A 26,471-nucleotide genomic window follows, 5' to 3' on the forward strand; every position below is an offset into this window, starting at 1 on the left:
CCGTCGGCCTCGTATCATGTAACCGTTTTTCTACAAGGACGTAATCGTCAATGAACGCCGTCGACCTCTCCCGATTCAGCCCGAAGTGGCAGTTCCGCTTCAATTTCTTCCAGCAGCACGGCGCTCCGAAGGAGCCGCGCTTCAAGGAAGCCTGGAAGGCGCTGTCCTTCGGCGACCGCCTCAAGATCAACATCAACTTCTTCGCCTTCTTCTTCGGCTTCATCTACCTGTTCATTCTGGGCATGTGGCGCAAGGCGCTGGTGGTGATCGGCATCGGCCTCGTGCTGGGCATCGTGTCCCTGTTCCTGCCGGACATCATCGCGCGCCCGCTGTTCATCGCCATGAACTTCCTGGTTGCCGCCAGCACCAACTACAGCTACTACCTGGAGCAGGTGAAGGGCAAAGCCAGCTGGAATCCCTTCGAAGGCATGTTCTGACGCGATGCTGCCGCCGCACTCCGGCCTGGCATAGCATCAAGCAGACATGAAGACGCCCGGCCTTGGCCGGGCGTCTTCATGTGCGCGCAACAGGATCAGGCCGCGCGGCGGACCGTAGCCACCGGCTCGGCCTGCAGGCGGAAGCGCGAGACCGCCACCGCCAGCTGCTCGGCCTGTTCTTCCATCGCACGCGCGGCGGCACTGGCCTCTTCCACCAGTGCGGCGTTCTGCTGGGTGGTCTCGTCCATCTGCACCACGGTCTGGTTGACCTGCTCGATGCCCGCCGACTGCTCGCGCGAGGCTGCCGAGATCTCGGCCATGATCTCGTTCACTCGGCCGACCTGGCCGACGATTTCCTGCATGGTGCGGCCCGCGCCGTGCACCAGCTGCGCACCGGCACCGACCTGCGCCACCGAGGCGTCGATCAGCTCCTTGATCTCCTTGGCCGCGCCTGCCGAGCGCTGGGCCAGCGCACGCACTTCGCTGGCGACCACGGCGAATCCGCGGCCCTGTTCGCCGGCACGCGCCGCTTCCACCGCCGCGTTCAACGCCAGGATGTTGGTCTGGAACGCGATGCCATCGATTACCGAAATGATCTCGGCAATGCGCTGCGAGGAGGCCTCGATCTGTTCCATGGTCTGCACCACCTGGCTGACCACCTGCCCGCCTTCGCTGGCCACGCCCGCTGCGGAGCCGGCCAGGGTGTTGGCCTGCAGCGCGTGGTCGGCATTCTGGCGCACCGTGGAGGTCAGCTCTTCCATCGAGGCCGCGGTCTCTTCCAGGTTCGCCGCCTGCTGCTCGGTGCGGCGCGACAGATCACTGTTGCCGGCGGCAATCTCACCCGCCGCCAGGCGGATGCTGGCCGCCGACTGCTGGATCTGGCCAACGATCTGGGTCAGCTGCTGCACGGTGCTGTTGGCATCGTCGCGCATCACCGCGAACACGCCGTGGAAGTCGCCCTGCATGCGCGCGCTGAGGTCGCCTGCGGCAATCGCGCGCAGCAGCGTCGACAGCTCGGCCAGGTTGTGGTCGCTGACCTGCATCATGGTGTTGAGGGTTTCCACCATGCGGCGGAAGTCGTGGTCGAAACGCAGCGTGTCGCCGCGCACCGCAAAATCGCCGGCGGCGGCGGCAGCGGCCAGCTGCTGGATCTGATCGTTGATCGCAGCCAGGTTGCTCTTGGTAGTGGCCATTGCAGCGGTGAACACCGCCTTCTCGCCCGGCAGCGCTTCCATGTCCACGCTCAGGTCACCCACCGCATAGCGTTGCATCACGTCGACCAGGCGCTGGGTGACGGCGTTGCTGGAGGCCACCAGCTTGTTGCTGTCAGCCACCATCCGGCCGTACTCACCCGGGAACGCCGAGGCGTCCATGCGGTAGCTGATTTCACCGGCGTCATGGCGACGCGCCATTTCCGCCTGCGCCGCCATCACCGACTGCAGCTGCCCCCGCATGCCCTGCATCGCGTCCAGCAGGCGGCCCACTTCGTCGTTGCTGCGTGCCGGCAGGGTGCTGTCCAGCTTGCCCGCGGCGACGTCGCCGGCCACGCGCACGGCTTCGGCCAGTGGGCGGATCGCCAACCGGCGCAGCAGCACATAGACACCGGCACTCAGGGTCAGCGCGGCCACCACACCAACCAGCAGGGTCAGCCACAGCAGCTGGCGCGCCTCGGCCACGATCACCGCGTGCGGCATCACCACACCCAGTGCAAAGCGCTGCGGCGCATCGCCCACACGCAGCGGCACGTATACGCGCACGTTGCCGGCGGCATCCGGAGTGAAGGCTTCGAACCGGCGGTCGGCGGCGATGTCTGCCAGCATGCTGCGGGTCAATGCGTCGCCACGTGGCTTGCCGATTTCGGCGGCATTGGCCGAGGCCAGCACCACGCCATTCGGCGAGAGCAGTTCGACGCGCCCGGCGCCCATCGGCTTCAGCGTGGCCAGGTGCTTCTGCAGCGCCGCCAGCGAGAAGTCCACAGTGAATACACCGAGGAACCGGCCGTTTTCGATGATCGGCGTGCTCAGCGTGCTCATCAGCACCTGCTGGCCACCGATGTCGTAGGCATAGGGCTCGCTTACCTTCGCCAGCTTGTCGCGGCTGGGCACCATATACCAGTCACCGGAGCCACTGGCCGTCTCGGTGTAGTCGGTCATCGTCGACTGCTGCGGCTTGCCATCGTGCCAGGCCCAGTAGCTCATGTAACGACCGGTGGCATCGTGCGCTTCAGTGTTGACGTACTCGGCATCCTTGCCATCGAAGGCGTCGGCCTCCCACATGGTGCTCTTGCCCAGCCACTCGGGGTGGGTGCGCAGCTGCTCGCCCAGCACGGCAGCCAGGCTGGCACGGTCCGGAACATCGCCGCGCGCGCGCTGGGCGAGCACGGCCTCGACCATGGCGTCGTTGCTGGCAAAGGCGGTGCCCAGATCGGCCGCGACCTGGCGGGCTTCGGCGGTGGCTTCGCTGGCCATGGTCTGGCGCGAGGCGTCGATCAGGCTGGCGCTGGCCTGGCGGTAGATCAGGAACGCAGTCAGGCCGAAGCACAGCAGCGCGATCGCAGCGGTGCCCAGCATCAGCTTGTGGGCGATGCTGCCCGGGCGGCGGGCAGCGGCGGAACGGGGAGAAGGCATGGAAGGATCCGCAAGGCAGTTCAGGACGACCGGCACCGCGAGGGCACCGCGCAGGTGCGCGATCCGTCGCGCAGGCCACCGGCCGCCGGGACACGCCCGGCGCTGGAAGCGCACCGGGTTAGCGGCCGCCTGCGAACGAGGTTGAGGCGGTCCATCTGCACATTCCTGAACCTGCTCAGGGTCGGGTCAGGAACCCGCCCCGCTGCCGCCCTACTCGGCCACGCGGTCCTTGATCCATTCCGCCCGCGGCAGCACCTCGATACTGCCAACCGCGTACTGCTGCAGCACGTCGTCCGGGCCGAAGCGCGGCTGCCAGCCCAATGTGCTGCGCACCAGTGCACTGTCGTAGACGCGGTCAATGCTCAGCGGCAGCGGCCAGCCACGGCGCTCGAACTCGGCCAGCAACTGCGGGGCGCGGCGGGCCAGCACCCTGCGCGGCTGGGTCGCCAGTTCCAGGCAATCCTCACGCAGGAACGGCGTCGGTGCGCAGGCAATGTAGCGTGCGAAGGCAGCGCCCTCATCGTGCAGCAGCGCGGCATGTGCGCTGGCCACGTCGCGCGCGTCGATACCGCGGTGCAGGCGGAACATCGCCATCCGCTCCGGTGGCTCGGGGAAACAGCGGGCCATGCGCAGCACGCGCACGCTGAAGCCCGGCGCCGCAGCGGCTTCAGCCAACGCCTCGGCCTGCAGCTTGCTGCGATGGTAGATGGTGCGTGGCAGCGGCTCGGTATCTTCATCGATCCAGCGGCAACCGCCCGCCACCACCGCATGGCCATACAGCGCCGTGGTGCTGGTCAGCACGAAGCGGCGTGCACCGGCCTCGCGGGCAGCCTGCAACAGGTGTGCAGTCGCCTCCACATTGATCTGCTGGAATACCGCATCCGGCACCAAGCCGACATGGGGTGCGTGCAGGGCGGCGGTATGGATCACCGCGTCGACGCCCTGCACTGCCCGCATCACGGCCTGACGATCGGTGACATCGGCAATGATGCGGGTGGTGGCGAATGGGCTGCGATCCAGCCCCACCACTTCGTGGGCCGCCGCCAGCGCGCCGAAGATTGCACGCCCGATCCGCCCGGAACTGCCGGTCAACAGAATCTTCATTGAGTCCATTCACTCGAAGCGCCCGGGAACTACCGGGATGTTTCGATTCTAGGCACGCCGCATGTCGTCTGCGATAGGGCACGGTTGCAATTGTGCGTTCATTCTGGCGATACCGATTGGGCCAGCAGCTGGCGGGCGACGAACAGCGGATCGTCACCGCCTGCTGCATCAGGCGTGACGCCGGTGCGTTCCCAGTTGGTTCCGGTACGGAGGTTGATCGGCTGCCGGTCGGGAATGCTGATCTGATAGCCATCCGGCAGCAGCACAGGATCATCGAACATATGTGCCGCGCCGCCACTTCGACTACCAACGACACGTGCCCGCCCCTGCGCCTGCAGCGAGTACGCGACGAATTCGGCGGCCGACCCGGTGCGGCGGTCGATCAGCACCACCAGCGGCTTCAGGTACAGCCCCAGGCTCGCCGGTGGCAACGGTACCGGACGGCGCTGGCCACGGCGTTGCAGTGACTGCACCTGGGTGATCTCCGCCGCCAGCAGGGTCCGCACCAGCAGGTCCGCACTGCCGTCATCGCCACCACCGTTCTGGCGCAGGTCCAGCACCAGGCCATCGGTGTCGGCCAGCAGGGTGAAGGCTGCGGCCAGCTTCGGCCGGGCCAGATCGAGCGGATAGAAGGTGCTCAGGCGCAGGTAACCGATGTTGCCTTCCAGCACCCGCACCTCGCGCACGCCCGCACCATTGCTGCGCGCATCCGCGCGCCAGGCCATCAGCCAGTCGTCCTGGCCGGCGCGGGCATCCACCCGCTCGACATGGAAGTGGCCATCGAACACGTCCAGATCCTGGTTCAAGCGTGCGCTGAACGCCTTGGGGTCCGCGCAGCTGTCCACATAGCGCTGCTGGGTGGACCAGCCGCGAACGGCCTCGGCAATGTGCGCGCCTTCGGCCACGTCCAGGTACTGCGCCTGTATCGCCGTGGCCGCCGCCTGCAGCACCGCGTCCTGGGCCGGGCAGGACGCCGCCAGCAGCGCGCCCAGCATCCACGAAACCGCCATGACCGCACCCCATGTTGATGATATATAAGTGCTTATATATCATCGCCACCATGGATCTCCAACATGCCACCCTGGGAACACTGCTGCGGGCCCTGCTCGACCAGCTGGACCCGGCGGTCGAGCAGGCCTACCGCGACCTGAAGCTGGACTACCGGCCGCGCTACACCCCGGTGCTGCGCACGCTGATGGCGCAGGGACCCTGCCGCATCAAGGATCTCGCACTGGCCTGCGGGCTCAGCCATTCGGCGCTCAGCCAGACGGTTTCAGCAATGGTGCGCGACGGCTGGCTGCACGCTGCGGTCGGTGAAGACAGCCGCGAGCGCATCCTGCAGCTGAGCCCGCGCGCGTTGCAGGCGTTGCCGGCGCTGCAGGCGCAGTGGCAGGCCACGGCACGCGCGGCGCGCAGCCTCGATGCCGATCTTGGACAGTCATTGGAGCAGGTGCTGCGCGAGGCACTGCAGGCACTTGAACAGCGACCGTTCGCGCAGCGACTGCGCGGCACGCCCCAACGCTGAGGCGCTTACTGCTCGACCGCCATCTCGATTTCGCTGAGGAACGTCCAGCTGCCATTGGCCAACCGCAGCTCCAGCGTGCGGCACTGCGCGGCCAGCGGCGCGGCGTTGCCCAGCACGTATTCCTCTCCGGTCGAACCGCTCAGTCCGGCCTGGGTGAATGGCGCCGACAGCACACCGATCTTCACCGCAGCGGCGCCCGGCTCGGCACACATCACGTCCACAGCTGTCGGCGTGACGATGCCCCACGCCGGGCGGGTCATCGTATGCAGGCCGATCCAGTCCACCCGCCGGCGCTGGCCCAGGTCGATGGTGATGCTGGCGTTGCCATGCACGCCTACCCAGCCTGCATCCATCGGGTTGCGCGGATCCCCCACCCGACGATCGAACAGCTCGTGGCCACTGCTGTCCGGATAGTTCGCATCCGGTGCCACGCTGTAGCTGTACGTGGTCTGCACCGGATCGACGAGGTAGGACGCGCCGAGCCCATACAGCCCGCGATAGGTGTTCATCAGCCGCGGCGATTCGGCATAGCCCTGGCCGGGGCCGACCACCTCGGACATGTGGTACTGGTTGAGCCAGGCAACGCGCTTGCCGGCCGAACGCGCGCTCCACAACTGCTGGTTGATGCGCTGCACCGACGCGGAGCGATAGGCACCGGACAATCCGTTGCCGGTTTCCAGGAATAAAGGACTGCCATGGTTGAACAGTTCGATGTCGGCCCACAGGCCGCTGGCCCCCAGCGCCACCGACAGCGCCTCGTAATACGCCTCGGTCGAATGACCCGGGCGATCCCACTGGAACAGGCGTGCATGCGAGGCGGCGCCGATGCCGTCCTGCCAGATCTGCACATCCACGCCGGTGGCCGTACGGAACTGTGCAGCAGCCCGGCCCACGCTGGCCGGATCCACGCTGGATGACGCCAGGTAGGGGGCCACCATCACCGGCCGCGAGGGTGTACTGCCTTTGAGCGCCGTCACGATCGCACGGTAGAACGGCGCGCGATCAGCCGGCACCTGTGCTGGCTCGTCGGTGATGTACCAGCCAGCGAACGCCGGATGCGATCCGTACTGTTGGCCCAGCTGGGCCAGCGACTGCGCCGCATCCTGTGCCACGGCCGTTGCGTTCTGCCCCTGCCAGAAGGTGGCGCACTGCCCCGAGCTGTAGGTGGTGCCGACCACGACCTTCATGCCGCGCGCGGCCGCCGCATCGAGCACGGTGCCGAGCTTGCCGGGAAAGCCGGCAATCCATTCGAAATCCTGCACGCCGCTGGCGCAGCCGACGCCGGCACGAGTGGCACGCACCTGACCGAGGATGATCGTGTCGTTGCCCAGGTCCTGCAGCTCATCCAGGAACAGCGGCAACTGCGCAGCCGGTAGTTGTTCGTCGGTAGCCGAATAGCCGACGTGGACAAAGCTGCCGGACAACAGGGGGCTGGCTGCATGGACCGGAGCGGTACAGGCCAGCACTGCGATCAATCCAATCCTGTTCATGTTCTACTTCCCTGTCGTGGCCAAGCGAGTGGCGTTGTTGCGCATCCTATCAACAGCGACGGTGGCCCCATCATGATCATCGACAACGCTGCGCAATCGCCGACTTCAGCTGCCCCCGCAGCAGCGCACGTGCAATGCCGATTCAAGCGGTTGATTCATTCAACTGCGTAATCGAGCCTGCGCGCTCCTTCCCCTGGAATACTCCTCATGCGCACGCCGCCCGCACCGCTCAGCCTGATGGAACGCGACCGCCGCTGGGCCCTGGCCCGCGACCTCATGGCCAGTGAACGCCTCGATGCCCTGGTTGTGCATGGCGACCGGGAAGCCGCCGCACCGGCCGGGTTCTCGCCGGACTGCTACTTCACCAATGACCGGCCAGGCTCGATCGTGGTGTTCGTCGGCGACCAGCCGCCACGGGTGTTCACCTTTGCCTCGCTGATGATTGCCGACCACCTGCAGGCCTGCCTGCGCGGCGACCTGCAGTGGATCGCACCCGAACAGCTGTGGGTTGGAAAATCCGGTCTGGAGGTTGGCCGCTGGCTGCAGCAATGTGGCCTGCACACGGCACGTATCGGCGTGCTGGGGCTGGAGCCCTATCCACCGTTCTACTTCGACGGCGCGATGCCCGCGCGCACCCTGCAGGGCATGCAGGCGGCGGTGCCGAACGCGGAATTCGTACCGGTATATCGTGCGTTCTTCCAGCGCGCCTCGGTAAAGAGCCAGGAGGAACTGGCGCTGATTGCGCATGCCGCCTGGATCGGTGAATCCATGAGCGAGGCGCTGCGTGCCACTGCTCGCCCCGGTGTTTCGGAAGCCGAACTGGTTGCCGCAGTGACCGCCGACTGTTTCTCGCTGGGGGGCTATACCGCCGAGGTGTTGCTCGGCTCGGGTCCGGAGTATGTGGGCTGGGGACCACCCGCCTGGCAGTATCGTGCGCAGCCGCCGCGCATTCTGCGCGATGGTGATCTGGTGTTGTCGGAGATCTTCGCACTGTACGGGCTGATGGAAACCCAGCATCAGGCCGCGGTTGCCATTGGCGAGGTGCACGACGACATCCATCGCGCCGCTGCCGTCGCACGCAGCAGCTACGAAGCAGGCCTGTCCGCACTGCGCGTGGGCAATACCTTCGGCGATGTCGTCGACGCGATGGAAGCGCCCCTGCTGGAGGCGGGTGGCTGGCACGTGCACCCGTTGGTCCACAGCCTCAACCCCTATGGACCGATTGGCTTCGGCCGTGCACCGGGCATCGAAGCGCTGCCGGAGGCCGCGCGCTATGCGCACATCGCGCCGCTGCCGACTGTCGGGCGCGAACTGCCCCTTCAGGCCGGCATGTGCTTCGCCTTCGAACCGAACTGTGCATTCGGCCGGCACATGGCCAACATCGGCGGTACGGTCATCGTCGGCGCGGACGCGGGTACCGCGCTCAATGAAAACTCGACACGGCTGATGCAGGCCGATGCCTGAGTTCATCGCCCATCTGCAGACACCGGCACGACGGCGCGCGGCCGAGACGCGCAGCGGGCAGACCCGAGGCCGACTGCTGCACGCGGGGCTGCAGCTGTTCAGCGCGTTCGGCGTGGAGGGTGTGCGTACCCGCCAGCTGGTGGACATGGCCGGCTGCAGCCAGTCAGCCATTCCCTATCACTTCGGTGGCAAGCAGGAACTGTATGCCGCCGTACTGCAGCGCTGCGCTCAAGCCATTGCCGAGCGATTGCCGCTGCCGGCAACGCCACCCAAGGGCGCGCGGCAGGCCGCGCAGCAGCTGCAGCAGTTGATGCGGGCATTCGTCCATGCCTTGCTTTCGGCGCCGGATGCGGGTCCACGCACGCTGCTGTTGGCGCGCGAACAGATCCAACCGACGGCGGCGTTCGCCAGTGCCCACCGTACGCTGTTCGAACCCTTGCACACCACGCTGGCCGCGTGCGTAGCGTGCCTGCGCGGCAGCGAACCATCCAGCGCCGAGACGGTGCTGCGTACCCACGCCCTGCTCGGCCAAGCGATCGTCTTCGCGGTCTCCCATGGGGCTCTGCAGGCGCGACTGAACCAGGGAGCTCCCTTGGCGGACGTAGAGACGATCGGGTCGGTGGTCAGTGGCATGGCACTGGCGGCAGCGAAGGCAGCGCCCGCCTGAATGGCTGCCTGATCAGCCCCGTGCGCAGGGCGCGTGAAAACCGGGGCGAAGATGGCGACCTGGACTTAGCGTGCGATGGCCAAGCATGGATGCCGTCGTCTACGAAGGCGACGCCCACACCGCAGGAGATTTCACATGACTGAGCAGAACCCGCGCAGCTCCAACCGGGGTTTCGCATCAATGGACCAGGAAAAGCAGCGCGCGATCGCTGCCAAGGGCGGGCGCGCCGCACATGCCTCCGGGAACGCGCATGAATTCAGTCCGGCCGAGGCACGTGTCGCAGGCCGCAAGGGCGGCGAGGCGATCAGCCGCAACCGCCAGCACATGGCCGAGATCGGTCGTGAAGGTGGACACGCTCGCCACGCCAATGCGCGCCAGCAGCAACAACAGCCTCAGGAGATCGAACGCACGGCAGCGGGTCCGCAACGCCAGCAGGGCTGAATGCAGCGCGTCAGGCCGGTGCGCGCTGCCGATACAGCCCGAGCGCCGCAAGCAGGGCCAGCGCACCGGCCACAGCCATCGCCCATCCGAAACCACTGGCCATCGCACTGCGATACCACGTCAGCATCTGCGGCGTGGCGTGCATCGAGCCCGGTTGCAGGATCAGTTCGCGCGCCTGTGCCACCAGCCCCCGCTGCCCGGCCGCCTGCGCGGACGCGGCGAACTGCTGCACGGCGCGCTGGCCCATCAGGCTGCCCAGCAGCGCGATGCCCAGGCTCATGCCTGCCTGACGTAACGCGTTCATCGTGGCTGAGGCAATACCCGCGCGCTCGACCGGCGCGCTGGCCATGACCGCCATGCCGGTCGCCGGCACTGCCAGCCCCATTCCAATGCCAAGCAGCACCAGCACAGCACTGGAATAGGCGTGCGAAGTAGCCGGTTCGAACGTGGCCATCGCGCACAGCGCCGCCCCGGCCAGGGCATAGCCCAGCACCAGCGCGGCGTGCAGCCCGAGGTGGGCGACCAGACGCCCGAACAACAGCGAGACGGCACCCATCAACAGGAACTGCGGGGCCAACTGGGAGCCTGCCAGCGCAGCGTTGTGCCCCTGCGCCTGCTGGAAGAACAGCGACAGGAAGAACAGGCTGGCATAGGCAGTGAAGCCCAGCACGAACGAGGCCAGGTTGAACATGCCGAAGCGGCGGTCGGCAAACAGGTCCAGCGGCAGCAATGGGCGTGCCACCCGGCGTTCGACGATGCCGAACAGGATCAACCCGGCAGCTGCCACGCCCAGCGCCAGCAGCGTCACCGGGGCCAGCAGGCCATGCGCGCCGATCGCGATCAGGCCATAGCTCAGCGCACCCAGGGCGATGACGCTGAGCAGCTGCCCGGCAGGGTCCAGCGCAGCGTGCTGCGGATGCCGCCGCTCCGGAATTCCCCAGGCGCCCAGCGCCAGTGCGGGCAGGCCCAACGGCAAGTTGATCAGGAAGATGCTGGGCCATCCGACGCGCTGTACCAGCACGCCTCCCAGCAGCGGGCCAAGCACCAGGGCCAGCGCACTGAACGCCGACCAGCCACCGATCGCCCGCGCGCGCTGGCGCGGATCAGGGAATGCATGACTGAGAATCGGCATCGCGCTGGGAATCAGCAGCGCGCCCGCGATGCCCTGCACCGCGCGTCCAGCCACCAGCGTCGCAAGATTGCCGGCACAGGCACAGAGCAACGAGCCAAGAGTGAAGGTGGCGACGCTGAGCAGCCACATCCGCCGATGACCGTAACGGTCCCCGAGCGGCCCCGCCGACAGCATCAGCGCCGACAACGCGATCGCATACGCATTGATCACCCACTGCAGGCCGGCCATGTCGGTATTCAACGCCTGCTGCAGGGTCGGCAGCGCGACGTTGACGATGCTGATGTCCAGCGACGCGAGGAACGTGCCGAGGTAGGCGGCCAGCACCAGGGCCGGACGTTGGAAACGCTGCATGGGTGGATCCCGGGGGAGGACGTCCGCGCATCGTAGCCATTGACTGACCGTCGGTCAATGACTGGCGGTCAGTCAATGCCGTAGGACAGCTAGAATGGCCACCGTCGCACCCGGACCTTGCCCACCATGCAGACCCCAGCTGTCGCCAGGCCTCGCACCAAGCCCGCGGAAACCCGTCAGGAAGAACTGATGGACGCCGCGCAGGCACTGTTCCTGTCAAAGGGGGTAGACGCCACCACCATCAGCGACATCGTCGCCGCGGCTGATGTGGCCAAGGGCACGTTCTATACCTACTTCGCCTCGCGCACCGAGATCCAGCAGGCGCTGGCACAACGCTACACGCGGCAGTTCATGGAAGCGGTCGACCAGACGGTGCAGCAGCAGCCCGACGGCGATGGCGTGGCACGCCTGCGTGCCTGGATCCGCGCCAACATCGAGCTCTACGTGCGCACCCATGCACTGCACGATGTGGTGTACGCCAACCATCACCACCACCAGCGCGGCAATGCCGAACGCAATGCGATCCAGCAGCAACTGCTGGGCATCCTCGAGGCGGGCAACGCCGCTGGACTGTGGCAGCTTCCAGCGCCGCAGGTCACCGCCTCGCTGATCTACGCCGGCGTGCACGGCGCCGCCGACGACCTGATCGCCACGCCGACACAGGATGCCGATGCGTTCATCGAAGCCGTGCAGGCCGATTGCCTGCGCATGGTCGGCGTGCCACCAACCGGTGCCAAACGTCGCTGACGGGCTTTCTGTTGCTCAGATGTGGGCGAGGATGTTCAACAACCGCCCGAACGGGTCACGGACGAAGAAGCGGCGCACCCCCCAGGGCTCATCGGCGGGGCCATATTCCAGCGGGATGCCGGCCGCGCGCATGCGCTCCAGTACCTGTTGCAGATTGTCCACTTCTATCGACAGGTCCGGCACTGCGGTGCCGGATCCCCCTTCAGTGGCAAAGCTGACCTGCGCCAGCGCGCTACCCTCGCCGCCATGGGTGACGATCCAGCCGTGGTCCATCACCACCGGCATGCCCAGTAGCTCGCCATAGAACGCTGCGGCACGCGCAGGGTCAGGCGTGGCGATGTTGGCGACGACACGTTTGACGGCCATGTGCGGCGGCTCCGATGCGATTCCCCATCCTCGCCGCTGCGTGCATGGCCTGCAAGCGTGCTCAGCCCAGATGGCTCATCGCAAGCTGGGTGATCGCGCTCTTCGGCAACGCGCCAACGGTGCGGGCCACCGGCTTGCCATCGCGCACCACCACCATGGTCGGAATGCTCATCACGCCGAACTCGTTGGGCAGCGCCGGCGATTCGTCGATGTTCACCTCAGCGAAATGAACCAGTCTGTTCAACTCATCCGCTGCCTGCTCGAACATCGGCTGCATCACCCGGCATGGGTGACACCACTCGGCCCAGAAACGGATTACGTGCACGCCCGGCGCGTTGCGTACGGCCATGTCGAAGTTGCCGCTGGTCAACTGGCTGATCATGTTCAAACTCCCTGCATCAGTTATGGAATGTACGCTCCATAAGTTGAGTGCCACCGGCTGACTTGTCAATGAATTCTGGAATGACTAGTCTTTAAGTCATTCCCCTGACCCTGGCTTACTCATGGCGCGCACTGGCCGCCCCCGCGAATTCGACCGCGACGACGCTGTGGAACAAGCGATGCTGTTGTTCTGGGAACGCGGCTACGAGGCAACCACGCTCAACGACCTGCGCAGCGCGCTGGGAGGGCTTTCGCCTGCAAGCTTCTATGCGGCGTTCGGCTCCAAGGAGGCGTTGTTCGGCGAATGCCTGTCGCTCTACATGCAGTCCTGCGGCCAGTTGGCCACTTTGCTGGCGGACACCACCGACGGCCCACGCGAGGCGATGCGACGCACCCTGCATGCCGCTGTGACCGCACAGACCTCGCGCACCCGCCCGCGCGGCTGCATGGCGGTACTGTCCGGCCTGAACTGTTTCGAAGGCCATGAGGACATCGCCGCACAGGTCGAGCAGGCGCGCCGGCAGACCAGCCAGGCCATCACCGCCTGCGTGCAGGCTGGCCGTGATGTGGGCGAACTTTGCCCGGACGTCGACTGCACCGCGCTGGCCACCGCCTTCGACGTGTTCCTCAAGGGCATCGCCATCCAGGCCCGGGATGGGCGCCGTGCCACCGAGCTGCATGCTGCCGTGGATGCGCTGATGGCGATCTGGGACTGCAACGCACTGCGGGCCGCGCGCCAGCACTGATCGCAGGCGTCCGTTGCACTGAAACAGAAGAGCCCCGTCAATGACGGGGCTCGCCATCAGTCCTGCGTTGCCACTGCTTACACGGCGCCGCAGCGATCCATGACGCAACGATCGTATTCGTACTGGCATTCCATCGCGTCACCGCCACCGGACAGACAGGCCTGGTAAGCCTTCCAACAGGGAAGATCGCATGGCGGAATCGGCCCAGCCACAGCAACCGAACCGCTGCAGGTCAAGGCGAACACCGCACCCACGATCATTTTCCTGAAAGTACGCATCGACATCACTCCTTGATAAGCCTGGTGAGCCCAGGCCGGGCCACGGTAGCGAGGCCCTCGGGAGATGGAGTGAACGCCCGTGTCACGGAACATTAACCTGTTCATTAAATTTCCTTAACACCACTGGGGGTGATCGGCGCGCTGCGGGGTTAACGGCCTTGTTGTCCGTCAATCAAGGAAGTTGTCCGATGAATCACCCGCTGCACGGCCGTTCGTCCCACTCCCGTTCTCCCCTGCACAGCCGCCTCGCGCTGGCGGTCACCAGCACATTGCTGCTTGCCAGCACGTTGCCCGCCATGGCCAACGACTCATTCGAGGTCTGGCAACAACAGCGCCAGTTGCAGGCGGCCTGGGCGCAACCAGGCGTCGGCGCGTCCGCAGCACCGACGGCCACCACGCCAGCGGCGGCCAACACGTCCGTTCTCGGCAACCCCGGCGATGCAGCCAGTTGGCGCAGCGATGAATTCAACGCTGACTGGGGGCTGGGTGCGATGGGGGCCGATTACGCCTATGCACGTGGACTGACCGGCCAGGGCGTACGTCTTGCCCTGTTCGATTCGGGCTCGGCACTGGCCCATCAGGAATTTGCGGGGCGCAATACGTCCAGCATCACCATCGGCGCGGACTGCGCCACGCCAGGCGTGGTGGCCGGTACCGGTGCCTGCGAACAAACCCGTGGCGAGCAGCCAGGCTACAACTACTACGGCCTTGGCCCCGGCGTTCCCGCCGCACTGGCCGCACGCCTGATCGCGGCAGGCCAGCCCTATGGCTTCAGCTACGCCGACCACGGCACCCACGTGCTGGGTACCATCGGTGCCAACCGCGATGGCAAAGGCATGCATGGCGTAGCATTCGGTTCGAACCTGACCGCAGCCCGTGTGTTTGGTGATACCTACTATGAGTGGCGCCTGGATCCGGACAACTTCTATCGTCCGCGCGCGCTATATCGCACCGATCCCGATGACACCGCTACCTTGGATATGTATGCGCAGATCCAGGCGCAGGGCGTGCGCGCCATCAACCACAGCTGGGGTATCTCTACCCGCAACATGACTGCTGCCGCGCTGGATGCACAGTATGCAGCGATCGGTGACGGCTACGGCGTGTATGGCAGCATCTACGCCAACGATGGCGATGCCCCCTCCTCCACCCTCATCCAGGTGTGGTCGGCTGGTAACGGCAGTGGCGCCGTCGCCGGAATCACGGCCGCCATGCCGCGCTGGAGGCCGGAACTTGAACCGTACTGGCTGGCCGTGGCCAACGTCCGCCGGCCCAACGCTGCTGCGGGCGAAACCGACTACGTGATCGATGGCAGTTCCAGCATCTGCGGCGTTGCCGCCAACTGGTGCATCTCGGCACCGGGCACCGACATCCTGAGCACCATTGTGTCCGGTGATATCCAGGGTCGCGTCGAGAACACTTCCGCCTATGTCCGCCTGATCATCGACAGCGAGAGCACCCAGTACGTCTATGGCACCAAGACGGGCACGTCGATGGCGGCGCCACACATCACCGGCGCGCTCGGCCTGCTGATGGAGCGCTTCCCCTATCTGGACAACGCCCAGGTCCGCGACGTGTTGCTGACCACCGCACGCGACCTGGGTGCAGCAGGCATCGATCCGATCTACGGCTGGGGCATGGTCGACCTGCGCAAGGCCATCGAAGGCTACGGCTCGCTGCGCGTGGACACCAACGTGGTGATGAACCAGAAGGCCGGTGGCCTGAAGGTGTGGGAAGGCGATGCCTGGGATGACTGGACCAACGACATCGGCGGCCCCGGCAAGCTGACCAAGTCCGGCATCGGCTGGCTGCGCCTGAGTGGTGGCAACACCTTCAACGGCGCAGTGCTGCAGGACGGCACGCTGGAATTGAACGGCACCAACACACTCACGTCAGCGGTCGAAGTCCAGGGTGGCCAGTTCCTGCTCAACGGCTCGCTGGTCTCCACCGCCCTGAACACCACTGGAGGCGTGAGCACGGTCAGCAGCAGCGGCCTGCTGAAGGACAGCAACCTGACGGTCAACGGTGGCGTGGTGTCCTTCAACGGCACGCAGACCGGCGGCACCACCACGGTCGGTGCCAACGGCCTGCTGAAGGGCATCGGCACGCTGGGCAACACCCGTGTGGACGGCATCATCGCGCCCGGCAATTCGATCGGCACGCTGACCATCAACGGCAACTACGTGCAGGGTGCAACCGGCGTCTATGCCGCCGAACTTGCCCCGGGCGGCCGCAGTGACCAGTTGCACGTAACCGGCACCGCCACTCTCGGCGGCACCCTGGTCGCGCTGCCGGAGCCGGGTACCTACTACCTCGGCGAGCAGTTCAATTTCATCCGCGCCGACGGCGGTGTCAGCGGCCAGTTCGCGAAAACCGACTTCAGCGCGTTCTCGCCGTTCCTGCAGTTCAGCCTGGCCTACGGCGCCAATGGCACCCGCATCGACGTGACCCGGGGTGCCTCGCTCGCCAGCGCCGCCACCACGCCGAACCAGCGTGCGGCCGCGGCGGTGGCCGATGGACTGGCGATCAACCAGGGCCTGCCCAAGCCGCTGACCCAACTGTTCCCGCAACAGGTGGGTGGCGTGCTCGATGGCCTCAGCGGCGAGCTGCATCCGGCCACGGCGCTGGCCCTGGTCGAGGGCAGCCGCTATGTGCGCGATGCCGCACTGTCACGTCGTGCCGGTGCCACCGCACCCGGTGCCGATGCGGGTGATGCCACCGGCGCCTGGGTGCAGGCACTGGGCGGCAACAGCAAGCTGGATGGCAACAGCAACACCGCGCGCACCGACGCCAACAGCAACGGCCTGCTGGTCGGCATCGACCGCGAGTTCGGTGGCTGGCAGATCGGCGTGCTGGCCGGTACAGGCCGCACCGACGTGAAGCAGCAGGAGCGTCGTGCCAAGTCGAAGATCGACAACACGCACTTCGGCGCCTATGCCAGCCACACCTGGGGCGGCTTCGGCCTGCGTGGTGGCGTGGCATGGAGCCGCAACGAAGTGAAGAGCACGCGTGATGTTGCCTTCGCCGGCTTCAGCGACAGCCTCAGCGCGCGCTACAACGCACGTACGCGCCAGGCCTTCATCGAAGCGGGCTACCGCTTCGGCAATGCGGAAGGCGGGCTGGAGCCGTACCTGCAGGTCGCCCGCGTGGAAGTGGACCTGAAGCAGATCAACGAGCGTGGCGGCGCGGCCGCACTGCACGGCAAGGTGGACGACACCGGCACCACCATCGCCACCGCTGGCCTGCGCTTCGACAAGGGCCTGAAGGCATCGTTCCAGCAGGACAGCTGGCTGCACCTGCGCGGTGGCGTGGGCTATCGCCGCGCCTCTGGCGACCGCAGCCAGGTGGCCAACCTGGCCTTCGCCAACAGCAGCAGCACCTTCGCGGTCGAGGGCGCACCAATTGCCGACAACGCCGTGGTGGCCGAGCTGGGCCTGTCGGCGTGGCTGACCCCGCGGCAGCAGCTGGAGCTGGGCTACAGCGGCCAGTTCGGCAGTGAAAGCCGCGACCATGGCGCCACCGCACGCTGGTCTGTGCGCTTCTAAACACGTGCTCTCTTGACGGGTTGGGGCGGCCTTGCGGCCGCCCCCTTTTTTGCCCGCCACCCAGCGTTATGCGCGATGCCGCAGCGCGGCGGCACCTGCCAGGCTGGCAAGTGGCAACAGCAACCCATAGGCCACCAGCGGCCACACTGTATCGCCGGGCAGCACGAGGGTAACCAGCGTGCCGATGCCTGCCACGATCAGGCTCTGCACGGCGTAGTACAGGGCCACCGCCGTACCTGACGCATCGGCGAAATCACGCAGCGCGCCGCTTGCAGCCACCGAAACCACCATCACCAGCCCCACCGCGATGCCCCACATGGGCAGCACCACTCCGACGAACGAGGGAGGCCGCGCTGCGGCCAACGCCATCAGCAGTACCCCGGCCACCATCACCCACAGGCCACGCAGGAAGGTACCGCGCACGTTCCAGCGGGCAATGCACACGTTCGCCATCCGCGCCGTGACGATCATCACCAGCGCCACCGTGGCGAAGGCCAGGCTGAACGACAGCGGCGAGTACTGCATGCGCCCGACCAGCAGCCGGGGCGCGACCGAGAAGAACACGAAGAACGTGCCCATGCCCGCACTGAAGCCCAGCGTGTAGACCCAGAACGCGCCGCTGCCGAGGATGCGTCGTACCGCGGGTCGCGACGCGTCCCGGCACTGCGGGCGGGTTTCCTGCCAATGCCGTACCGCGCGCATGCCGGCGATCATGCCCAGTACGCCGAGCAGAACGAAGATCGCGCGCCAGCCGAAGGCGCCTGCCAGCAGCGCGCCGAGGATCGGTCCCAGCGCCGGCACGAAGGCCAGCATCGAGGCAAACAGCCCGTACAGCGACGCGCCTTCGGCTGTATCAGCATACACATCACGCACCGTGGCAAAGGTCGCCACCAGTGCCGCCGACGCCCCCACCGCCTGTACGGTTCGCCAGGCCAGGAATGCCGCGCCACTGCTGGACATGGCCAGCGCGAACGACGAAAGCGCGAACAGCAACGCCCCCAGCAACAGGACCGGCCGCCGCCCGATGCGGTCGGACAACGGGCCGAACAGCAACTGGCCGAGGCCAAGTACCAGCAGGTAGATGCTCAAGGTGAGCTGCACCAGCGTCGGTGATGTCTGCAATGCCTGCGGCATCACCGGCACCACAGGAAGATAGATGTCCATGGCCAGCGAGGCCAGGAGGTCGAACGGCGCCATCAGCACAATGGCCGATGGCAGCGGGTGGGCCCAACGCGGGGCCTGTCGATTGAACATGGGGAGTCTCCGCCCAGAGTGAATCCGGCGGTGATCCATCCAATTCGCGTGCATCGCAGGGATGATCACCGCAACAACGTCTGCATCGTTGTTGCGGCTCAGCGAACTGTCTGCGGACCGTTCCCGTTGTTCATGGTGTCCATCGAATGCGAATGCAGGTGGCACCAGTGTAGCAATCGTCCACCTGCCGCGCGGCGCTCAGGCCAGGGGCAACATGTCGATGCGCCTGCACGGTGTATCCTTCACCTGCTCGATCAGCCGCCGCACCACTGGCGAAGTCTCTGCCCGCCGGTACTGCACAGCGATGGTCGAGACGATGGTGGGGCCCGCCAGTGGCAGATAGATCATTCCGGGCAGCACCAGCGTGCGTTGCAGTACCGATGGCACGATCGCCACCGAACCAACGCCGACCGACACCTCGGCCAACACCGCCGCCAGATGCCCGGGCTGGGAACGGATACGTGGAATGAACCCGCCGCGGCGCCCGACTTCCATTGCGCCCACCGGCTGCTCCGGCATGACGAAACCCTCCCGGGCCAATGACGCCGGCTGCACCGGCGACCGGGCCTGCGCCAGCGGATGGGTTTCCGGCAGGGCCACGCAGAACTGGTCTTCGACCAGGGTGTGTTCGCCGAAACTGTCGGGCACATCCATCGGAGGCCGGCAGAACACCACATCCACCCGTCCTTCCTGCAGCAGCTGCGGGAGCTCGCCCATCGGCCATTCGCTCACCTGCAGTTCCACGCCCGGGTAGCGGCTGCGGAACCGGCTGAGCTGATCCTGCAATGCTCCGGCATACAGCGCCGAGCCGACATAGCCGATCTCGATCTTGCCGATTTCACCCCGCCCCGCGCGCCGGCCCAGGGTTTCGGCCTGTTCGAACCGGCGCAGCACATCACGGGCTTCCGCCAGGAACACCTCGCCTGCCGAGGTCAGCAGCACCTCGCGCCGGCCGCGGTCGAACAGGCGCGTGCCGAGCCGACGCTCGATGTCCTGGATCTGCACGCTCAGCGTGGGAGTGGCAATTCCCAGGCGCAGGGCCGCACGACCGAAGTGCAGTTCCTCGGCCAGGGTCACGAAGTACTCCAGGTGACGGCGTTCCATGGGCGGCATTTCGTTAGGTTAAAGCTAACGTAACCAGAAAACACCGAGAATGAAACAAACACCGATCATTGATGGAATGGCCGTCCTCCCCTTCCTGCGAGTGACCGGTGCCGCCCTCTCCTCCCCCTTCGCCTGCACGGCACACGCTGCCTGACGCGGTCCTGCTGGTGGCCTCGCTGGGCTGCACGATGACCGTGCTGGAGACCAATGCCGTCGCGGTCGCATTGCCCAGCATCGCGCGTGACCTGCACGCCGGATTCGCGGATATCGAGTGGGTGATCAGTGCCTACATCCTGTCCTTCACCTCACTGCTGCTGCCCGCCGGCGCTGTCGCCGACCGCTACGGCCGCCGCCGGGTGCTGCTGATCGGCATCAGCCTGTTCGCCCTCACCTCTCTGCTCTGTGCACTGGCGCCCGGTGCTGCCCTGCTCTACCTGGCGCGGGCTCTGCAGGGCATTGGCGCGGCCTTTCTGCTGGCACCCTCGCTGTCGATCATCGGCCACACGTACCACGAGGGGGCCGCCAAGGACACTGCATGGGCGTTCTGGGGCACAGCCATGGGCGTGATGATGGTGCTCTCACCGCTGATCGGCGGCGTGCTGTCCGCACTCTGGGGCTGGCGCGCGGTGTTCGTCGCGATCCTGCCGTTCCTGGGCCTGCTCGGCTACGGCACGCTGCGCTGGATACCCGAGTCGTCAGACAGCGTGGTCCGCCCGCTCGATCCACCCGGCATCATCACGTTCAGCGCTGCCATCTTCGGCATCGTGTTCTTCCTGGTGGAAGGACTGGCAGAAGGATGGTCATCGGCCCCGGCGCTGATTGGGCTGGGCCTGGCCATCATCATGGCTGTTGCCTTCGTCATCGTTGAACGGGCACGGTCACATCCCATGGTCGATCTCGGGCTGCTGGCCAGTCCGCGTTTCGTCGGCGCACTCATTGCCATGGTCGGCTATTCGGTCAGCGCACAGGTGATGGCATCGATGCTGCCGCAGTACCTGCAGAACGGCATCGGCCTGAGCGTACTGGCTGCCGGTGCTGGCATGCTTCCGTTCGCTGCGGCGATGCTGCTGTTTCCCAGCGTGGGCCGGCGGCTCGGTCGCCATCTGACCAGTCCGGCGGTGCTGGCGATCGGGCTGTCGGTCACCGCCGCGGGCAATGCCGTGGCCGGACTGGCCGCGTGGCAGCACCTGCCGTGGCTGGCACTCGTCGCAATGGTGGTGATCGGTGCCGGCGGCGGCATCCTCAATGGCGAGACATCCAAAGCCATCATCGGCGCGGCACCGCGCGAGCGCGCCGGCATGGCCTCCGGCATCAGCGCGACCACGCGCTTTGTCGGCATCCTGCTCGGATTCACCGTACTGTCCAGTGCCTTGAGCCTGGGCATCCGCAGCGCACTGTCCGCGGCGGTTCCCGCGCGCAACGTACTGCCCATGGCCGATGCGATCGCTACCGGCACCTTCGCCGATGCGCGCACCGCCGCCTTCGCACAGGCGATCTACAGCCATGGATTTGCCAGTGCACTGTGGACGTCGGCCATCGCCGCGCTGCTGGCCAGCCTTGCGGTGTTGCTGCTGGGCCGTAGCACCACGCGGCGATGATGTTGGAGCGCTGGTTGCAAAGATGGCCGGGGCAGCCACGCTGCCCCGACCGTGGCGGCCCCGGGGAGAAGGCCGCCGATGATCGTCAGGCCGCCTTCATGGCGTGCTTGCGAGCACGCATCACGTTATGGCACTCCTGCACTTCAGGCAGCAGCTGGGTGACTTCCTGGCGCACGGCCGGCGGCAGTTCGTTATCCTTCAGCACGTCCTTGAACGCGCCAAGCAGCCGGTCTTCGGACTCTTCCAGCTCGGCCACGTAACCATAGTTGGTGTCGCCGAATGCAGCGCGGACCTTGCCATAGAACTGCTGCATCGAACCGACCACGGTGCCGTGCTCGGCCGGCTTGCCACCGCTGGCAGCAACGGAGCCACTCAGTGCGGCGACGATGCGGCCCTTGACGCCGGCAATACGAGTGAACAGGGCCGACAGTTCGGCATCCTTCACCTTGGTCGCAGCTTCCTCGTAGAACGACTTTCCGTCGCGGGCGATCTCGATCAGATCGTTGAGGCGGTGTTCGATGGTGGACTGGGTGCTCATGGAATCGCTCCTGTGTGCTCGATGGTCTATGGAGAATGACAGCGCGAGTGCGTTGCCTTCGGGACCACTGTGGAGGTTTGAATGTGCCGATTGGGTGAGTACGAATTGATGCATGCATCACCACCCTCAACGCGCCCTGACTCCTTCATCCCGTCGCATTTCCGCGTTCACGGTACCTGAGCAGAACGCCGACGATTCACCATGGCGCGATGACGATGATCAGCGTCACCAACAATGCGATGGCAAGCACCAGCAACAGCACATGCCACTGTTTCCACGTGGGTCTTGGTTTGCCGGGGGTATTCATCGGATGTCTCCTGGAGTCTGTCATCAGCCCGCAGCCAGACTGAAGCAGAGCACCCTTGGTGCGCGTCGCGGTTTCGTGCATGGCCTGTGCATGAACGCTGTATCCGGCGCGCGACGATAACGCGTCCATAACGTAATCGAGTTGTAAACGGAGTGTTAGGTTCCTTCCGATTCCGCACAGCGGGATTTCAGATCGGTTTCCACGCAGCGATGCGGAAACCCATTCAACTGGATTTGGAGAGAGCCAAATGCACTACAAGTACACCCTGCTTTCCCTGGCAGTGGGCACGGCCTTGGCCGCTGCCTGGTCACCGGCCGCGCATGCGCAGGATGACAGCGATAGAACACCGAAGAACCTCGATCGCATCCAGGTTACCGGTTCGGCCATCCGCAGCGTGGATATCGAAACGCAGCAGCCGATCATCGCCATCACCCGCGCGATGATCGAGCAGCAGGGCTTCACCACCATCGCCGACCTGCTGCAGAACCTGACCTCCACCGGCGCGCCGACCATCTCGCGTGCGCGCGCGTTGGCGTCCGGCGAGAACGTTGGCGGCTACTACGTCAACATCCGCAATCTGGGTGCCACGCGCACCCTGGTTCTGGTCAACGGCAAGCGGCTCGGCGCCACCACCAGCGGCCTGCAGGATCTCAGCCAGATTCCGATGAGCGCGGTGGAACGCATCGACGTGCTGAAGGACGGCGCCTCCTCGCTGTACGGCTCGGATGCAATCGCTGGCGTGGTCAACATCATCACCCGCAAGAACTACGAAGGCCTGGAAGTGTCCATGCAGCACGGGCAGTTCAGCCAGGGCGATGGCAAGGACAGCACATTCTCGCTGGTCACCGGCGCCCGTGGGGAGCGTGGCGGGTACACGCTCGCACTGGAATACCAGAAGTCAGACCCGGTGTTTGCCCGCGACCGGGAGTTCTCCCGGTACGGCGGCGCCGGCCCCAACTATCCGGGCGCGGACTGGAGCAACATCAGCCAGAACGGTTCGTGGTGCGACCCGGCGCTCTACAAGTGCAATACCGGTGATGCCGTATTCAAGACCCTCAATCGTGGCGGCGATCCGAAGAACCCGAACGACTACCACCCGATCACGCCGGCCGAGTTCGCCAACGGCAACGACCAGATGCACCTGCAGACCGGCATCGAGCGCCGCTCGCTGTTCCTGAGCACGGACTATGCGCTGACCGACCAGATCAAGTTCACTGCCGACATCGGCTACAACGAGCGCACCACCGACCAGCAGATCGCGGGCTACCCGTACCAGTCGACCAAGTTCGGCACGCCCCTGGACGCGGCCAGCGTATTCAACCCGCTCGACCACGGCATCGCGTTCAATCGCCGCCTGTGGGAAGTGCCGCGCACGACCGAAAGCAAGCTGAAGTCGCTGCGGGTTGCACCCAGTCTGTCCGGCTACTTCGAGCTGGGGACCAAGACGTACGACTGGGAAGTCGGCGCGTTGTTCAACCGCAATGAAGTTACAAAAACAGGCCGTGGCGACATGAGCCTGATCGCTTCCCGGCAGGCATTGGGGCCCTCCTACCTCGATGCCAACGGTGTGGCCCGGTGTGGCACGGCGGCATCGCCGGTCTCGGGTTGCCTGGCCTGGAATCCTTTGCTGCCGTTCGGGGTCGCGGGGGCTGGCTCTCTCTCCGATCCCGAACTGCAGCGCTTCTTGTTCCCGACGTTCAACGATACCGGCATCACCAAGACCCGCAGTTACTTCGCCAACATCTCCGGCCCGGTGATCGAACTGCCTGCCGGTGACCTGTCCGTCGCCCTGGGGTATCAGTACCGCAAGGAAGAAGGCCGCTTCGTGCCCGATGCCTTCGCCCAGTCGCGCCAGAGCACTGCACTGGGCGCATCCACCACCGCCGGTGACTACAGCCTCAACGAGTTCTTCGCCGAAGTGAACGTGCCGATCCTGCGCGACCTGCCGTTCGCCAAGGAACTGACCGTGAACCTGGCTACGCGCTACTCCGACTACAGCAACTTCGGCAGCACCACCAACTCCAAGGCGAGCTTCGCCTGGCGTCCGATCGAAGAGCTCATGATCCGTGGCACCTTCGCCGAAGGCTTCCGCGCACCGAGCATCTCCGATCTGTATGGCGGCCTGGGAACCAGCTTCGAAACCTATGTCGACCCGTGCGGCATCGGCGCCACCAACAGCGTCAACGGCAATGCCGCCTGCAACGCCGCCGGCGTCCCGCTGGGCTACCAGCAGCTGAACCAGAGCCTGAAGCCCTGCGCCAGCTATCCGTGCGCCACGCCTGACGAGTTCACCACCGGCTCCGATCCGAAGCTGCGCCCGGAAGAGTCCAAGAGCAAGACCGTGGGCGTGGTCTGGAGCCCGCGCTGGGTGGACGGGCTGGACATCAACCTCGACTGGTACAGCTACAAGATCACCAACATGATCATCCAGGACAGCGTCGACCGCATCCTGCGTGACTGCTACGTGCTCGGCAACGCTTCGCGTTGTGGCAGCGTCAAGCGCGCTGGCGATGGCCACATCACCAGCATGTTCTACGGTCTGGCCAATCTGGGCTCGATGGAAACCGAAGGCTGGGACCTGGGTATCCGCTACCGCCTGCCCGAGTTCTCGTTCGGCCGCTTCACCATCGACCTGCAGAACAGCTATGTCTCCAAGTACGACGAGGAGAACCAGAACTCGGCCGGCGATACGATCATGATGGGCCGGATCGGCCAGCCGGGCATTTCCCGCCTGCGCTCGAACCTGGGTGTGAACTGGCAGCTCGGCAACTTCAGCACGCAGTACACCGTGCGCTACTACTCCGGCATGGTTGAAAACTGCGTACCGAACCGTCCGTGCACCCTGCCCGACCGCTACGCCTACGGTGAACCGGATGCCCTGCGCAAGGTCGGCTCCAATGCCTTCCACGACATCCAGGTCAGCTACAAGCTGCCGTGGGACGGCACCGTGGCGCTGGGTTCGAACAACGTGTTCAACCACCAGGGCCCGATCATGTTCTCCAAGCCGTCCAGCTCCTTCCCCTATTACGGCGGCTTCGATATCGGCCGCACCGTGTACGTGAAGTACTCGCAGCGCTTCTGACGGGCAGGTCCGTGCTCGTGGCCGGCGGAAGGGGAGTCCGCCGGCCACGATGCACACCGCCTCCACCCAATCTCCATCGTTTTTCGACGGAATCTCCAAGGTTCCCGGCAACACTTGATGTCATGACGGCTAAGGAGCAGGACCGCATGGATCGCCACGCGCCCCGACACTGCACACCCGTCTCCAGGTTCACCACTGAATGTGACGGTGTGGCCGGGTTCCGATCTTCCGGACATGCCGCCGCAAGGGAAGTACGAGATGACGACGGCAGTTCGCACCGGCCTGACCGACCTGGTCGCTGACGCGCAGCGGTACCTGCGCAGGATTCTTCCCGGGCTCGCCTCGGCAGTGCATCCACTTGCTTCATTGCATGCCATTCCCCACGCGATGGCATCGCGCTACCACCTCGCCGGGCTGATGCTGTACGGGGAAACCCCCGCCATGCTCGCCGTGGCCCGCGAGCCGGGCGAATCCAGCACCCGTGTGATCCAGGATGTGCGCTGCCTGCGCTCTGCAGCGAATGCACTGGTGCTGTACGTATCGCCCTATCTCACGCCGACCCAGCGCCGCTTCCTGGTCGAGAACCACATCGACTTCGTGGTCCCGCACACCCAGTTGTTCGCGCCGAGCCTGGCCATTGAGTTCCGCGACGACCCCGATCATGAGAAGAAAGCCATCTCGCTGCTGCCTTCGGCGCAGGCCGTACTGATCCACGTGCTGCTGAGCGGCCAGTCGCGCTGGTGGTCGCCGCGCGAGATCAGTGCCGTCGCCGGCTACACCTCGATGACGGCGTCGCGCCTGTCTGCCGAACTGGTCGGTCGCGGCCTGGTTGAACGCTCCACCGGGGGCCGCGAGCGCTTCCTGAAGCTGGCCGGCAACCGCGACGAGGTCTGGGCCAGGGCACAGCCGTTCCTGCGTTCCCCCATCCTGAAGGAAGTGGATGTCTGCTGGGGCCCGACCGCCGAGGCACTCCGCGATGCGGGGCATCCGGCGCCGATGGCAGGCCTCGATGCGCTTGCTGAAACGTCACCGCCCCCGATCGGTGGCACCCGCGCACTGCACATCGATGCGTGGCGGTTGCTGGGCGCACTTCCCATGCCCGGCCCGGACTGCCTTCAGAGCGCACGGCTGCAGATCTGGGCCTATCCGCCGGCATTCACCAGTATTGGCGATGTGGTGGATCCGCTTTCGCTGTATCTCAGCCTGCAGGGCAAACGCGGCCATGATGCAGACGCGCTGCAACAGCGGGTGGAACAGGCGCTGAGCGGAGACACGTATCCCGCATGA

Annotated in this window: 22 protein-coding genes; 11 read left to right on the plus strand and 11 right to left on the minus strand. The window is 65.9% G+C overall.

Features of this window, described 5'->3' with window-relative positions:
• Window positions 1-50: 50 nt before the first annotated feature.
• Window positions 51-437 (plus strand): DUF2628 domain-containing protein, encoded by a 387-nt coding sequence (locus ACZK45_RS19070; protein ID WP_071227807.1) that lies wholly within the window; start codon window positions 51-53, stop codon window positions 435-437.
• 95 nt (window positions 438-532) lie between these two features.
• Here the strand turns inward: ACZK45_RS19070 and ACZK45_RS19075 are convergent, their stop codons facing one another.
• The 3 genes from ACZK45_RS19075 to ACZK45_RS19085 all read right to left on the minus strand — a co-directional run bounded on the left by ACZK45_RS19075 (window position 533) and on the right by ACZK45_RS19085 (window position 5,178).
• Complete coding sequence (locus ACZK45_RS19075) at window positions 533-3,064, minus strand: methyl-accepting chemotaxis protein (protein WP_478445077.1); 2,532 nt, start codon at window positions 3,062-3,064, stop codon at window positions 533-535.
• A gap of 210 nt (window positions 3,065-3,274) precedes the next feature.
• Window positions 3,275-4,168 carry an NAD-dependent epimerase/dehydratase family protein gene (locus tag ACZK45_RS19080; RefSeq protein WP_125892352.1) on the minus strand — a complete coding sequence of 298 codons (894 nt, stop codon included), beginning with the start codon at window positions 4,166-4,168 and terminating at the stop codon, window positions 3,275-3,277.
• A 98-nt stretch (window positions 4,169-4,266) separates the two neighbouring features.
• Complete coding sequence (locus ACZK45_RS19085) at window positions 4,267-5,178, minus strand: S41 family peptidase (RefSeq protein ID WP_125892350.1); 912 nt, start codon at window positions 5,176-5,178, stop codon at window positions 4,267-4,269.
• A 50-nt stretch (window positions 5,179-5,228) separates the two neighbouring features.
• Between ACZK45_RS19085 and ACZK45_RS19090 the strand changes: the two genes are divergently transcribed.
• Window positions 5,229-5,693, plus strand: coding sequence for a MarR family winged helix-turn-helix transcriptional regulator (locus ACZK45_RS19090; RefSeq protein ID WP_049423760.1), 465 nt, complete (start codon window positions 5,229-5,231; stop codon window positions 5,691-5,693).
• 5 nt (window positions 5,694-5,698) lie between these two features.
• Here the strand turns inward: ACZK45_RS19090 and ACZK45_RS19095 are convergent, their stop codons facing one another.
• Window positions 5,699-7,183: a DUF4434 domain-containing protein gene (locus ACZK45_RS19095; protein ID WP_125892348.1), complete on the minus strand. Its 1,485-nt coding sequence runs from the start codon at window positions 7,181-7,183 to the stop codon at window positions 5,699-5,701.
• A gap of 207 nt (window positions 7,184-7,390) precedes the next feature.
• Here ACZK45_RS19095 and ACZK45_RS19100 point away from each other — a divergent pair, with 207 nt between their 5' ends.
• The 3 genes from ACZK45_RS19100 (at window position 7,391) to ACZK45_RS19110 (ending at window position 9,755) form a co-directional block, all read left to right on the plus strand.
• Window positions 7,391-8,647: a M24 family metallopeptidase gene (locus tag ACZK45_RS19100; RefSeq protein ID WP_180837301.1), complete on the plus strand. Its 1,257-nt coding sequence runs from the start codon at window positions 7,391-7,393 to the stop codon at window positions 8,645-8,647.
• On the plus strand, window positions 8,640-9,314 hold the full coding sequence (locus ACZK45_RS19105; protein WP_478445078.1) for a CerR family C-terminal domain-containing protein: 675 nt from the start codon (window positions 8,640-8,642) through the stop codon (window positions 9,312-9,314). The genes ACZK45_RS19100 and ACZK45_RS19105 overlap by 8 nt, the downstream gene beginning before the upstream one ends.
• A gap of 135 nt (window positions 9,315-9,449) precedes the next feature.
• A complete protein-coding gene (locus ACZK45_RS19110; protein WP_032128582.1) occupies window positions 9,450-9,755 on the plus strand; it encodes a KGG domain-containing protein in 306 nt (101 codons plus the stop codon).
• A 10-nt stretch (window positions 9,756-9,765) separates the two neighbouring features.
• Here the strand turns inward: ACZK45_RS19110 and ACZK45_RS19115 are convergent, their stop codons facing one another.
• Window positions 9,766-11,238 carry an MFS transporter gene (locus ACZK45_RS19115; RefSeq protein ID WP_478445079.1) on the minus strand — a complete coding sequence of 491 codons (1,473 nt, stop codon included), beginning with the start codon at window positions 11,236-11,238 and terminating at the stop codon, window positions 9,766-9,768.
• A 126-nt stretch (window positions 11,239-11,364) separates the two neighbouring features.
• On the opposite strand from ACZK45_RS19115, the gene ACZK45_RS19120 reads away from it, so the two are divergent.
• Window positions 11,365-11,985 carry a TetR/AcrR family transcriptional regulator gene (locus tag ACZK45_RS19120; protein ID WP_125892340.1) on the plus strand — a complete coding sequence of 207 codons (621 nt, stop codon included), beginning with the start codon at window positions 11,365-11,367 and terminating at the stop codon, window positions 11,983-11,985.
• A 15-nt stretch (window positions 11,986-12,000) separates the two neighbouring features.
• Here the strand turns inward: ACZK45_RS19120 and ACZK45_RS19125 are convergent, their stop codons facing one another.
• The gene (locus ACZK45_RS19125) at window positions 12,001-12,351 is read right to left on the minus strand and encodes a VOC family protein (RefSeq protein ID WP_049423747.1); all 351 of its coding nucleotides are present in this window, start codon (window positions 12,349-12,351) and stop codon (window positions 12,001-12,003) included.
• Between the two features lie 61 nt (window positions 12,352-12,412).
• Window positions 12,413-12,733 carry a thioredoxin gene (trxA, locus tag ACZK45_RS19130; RefSeq protein ID WP_478445080.1) on the minus strand — a complete coding sequence of 107 codons (321 nt, stop codon included), beginning with the start codon at window positions 12,731-12,733 and terminating at the stop codon, window positions 12,413-12,415.
• 121 nt (window positions 12,734-12,854) lie between these two features.
• Here trxA and ACZK45_RS19135 point away from each other — a divergent pair, with 121 nt between their 5' ends.
• Window positions 12,855-13,478: a TetR/AcrR family transcriptional regulator gene (locus ACZK45_RS19135; RefSeq protein ID WP_125892336.1), complete on the plus strand. Its 624-nt coding sequence runs from the start codon at window positions 12,855-12,857 to the stop codon at window positions 13,476-13,478.
• A 77-nt stretch (window positions 13,479-13,555) separates the two neighbouring features.
• On the opposite strand, the gene ACZK45_RS19140 is transcribed toward ACZK45_RS19135, so the two are convergent.
• Window positions 13,556-13,756: a hypothetical protein gene (locus ACZK45_RS19140; protein ID WP_125892384.1), complete on the minus strand. Its 201-nt coding sequence runs from the start codon at window positions 13,754-13,756 to the stop codon at window positions 13,556-13,558.
• A 188-nt stretch (window positions 13,757-13,944) separates the two neighbouring features.
• Here ACZK45_RS19140 and ACZK45_RS19145 point away from each other — a divergent pair, with 188 nt between their 5' ends.
• On the plus strand, window positions 13,945-17,301 hold the full coding sequence (locus ACZK45_RS19145; RefSeq protein ID WP_180837309.1) for an autotransporter domain-containing protein: 3,357 nt from the start codon (window positions 13,945-13,947) through the stop codon (window positions 17,299-17,301).
• 66 nt (window positions 17,302-17,367) lie between these two features.
• On the opposite strand, the gene cml is transcribed toward ACZK45_RS19145, so the two are convergent.
• Together cml and ACZK45_RS19155 are read right to left on the minus strand one after the other, a co-directional pair.
• Window positions 17,368-18,555 carry a CmlA/FloR family chloramphenicol efflux MFS transporter gene (cml, locus tag ACZK45_RS19150; RefSeq protein WP_125892332.1) on the minus strand — a complete coding sequence of 396 codons (1,188 nt, stop codon included), beginning with the start codon at window positions 18,553-18,555 and terminating at the stop codon, window positions 17,368-17,370.
• 198 nt (window positions 18,556-18,753) lie between these two features.
• Entirely contained in the window at window positions 18,754-19,659 is a 906-nt protein-coding gene (locus ACZK45_RS19155; protein ID WP_180837313.1) for a LysR family transcriptional regulator, read from the minus strand.
• A gap of 107 nt (window positions 19,660-19,766) precedes the next feature.
• Here ACZK45_RS19155 and ACZK45_RS19160 point away from each other — a divergent pair, with 107 nt between their 5' ends.
• The gene (locus ACZK45_RS19160; protein WP_346485215.1) at window positions 19,767-21,257 is read left to right on the plus strand and encodes an MFS transporter; all 1,491 of its coding nucleotides are present in this window, start codon (window positions 19,767-19,769) and stop codon (window positions 21,255-21,257) included.
• 85 nt (window positions 21,258-21,342) lie between these two features.
• Here ACZK45_RS19160 and ACZK45_RS19165 read toward each other — a convergent pair whose 3' ends face one another.
• A complete protein-coding gene (locus ACZK45_RS19165) occupies window positions 21,343-21,795 on the minus strand; it encodes a PA2169 family four-helix-bundle protein (protein WP_005419568.1) in 453 nt (150 codons plus the stop codon).
• Between the two features lie 554 nt (window positions 21,796-22,349).
• Here ACZK45_RS19165 and ACZK45_RS19170 point away from each other — a divergent pair.
• Both ACZK45_RS19170 and ACZK45_RS19175 read left to right on the plus strand, forming a co-directional pair.
• Window positions 22,350-25,184 (plus strand): TonB-dependent receptor, encoded by a 2,835-nt coding sequence (locus tag ACZK45_RS19170; protein ID WP_125892328.1) that lies wholly within the window; start codon window positions 22,350-22,352, stop codon window positions 25,182-25,184.
• 258 nt (window positions 25,185-25,442) lie between these two features.
• Entirely contained in the window at window positions 25,443-26,471 is a 1,029-nt protein-coding gene (locus tag ACZK45_RS19175) for an IclR family transcriptional regulator (RefSeq protein ID WP_049423782.1), read from the plus strand.

Source organism: Stenotrophomonas sp. 63632_Sma (genome assembly GCF_056482875.1).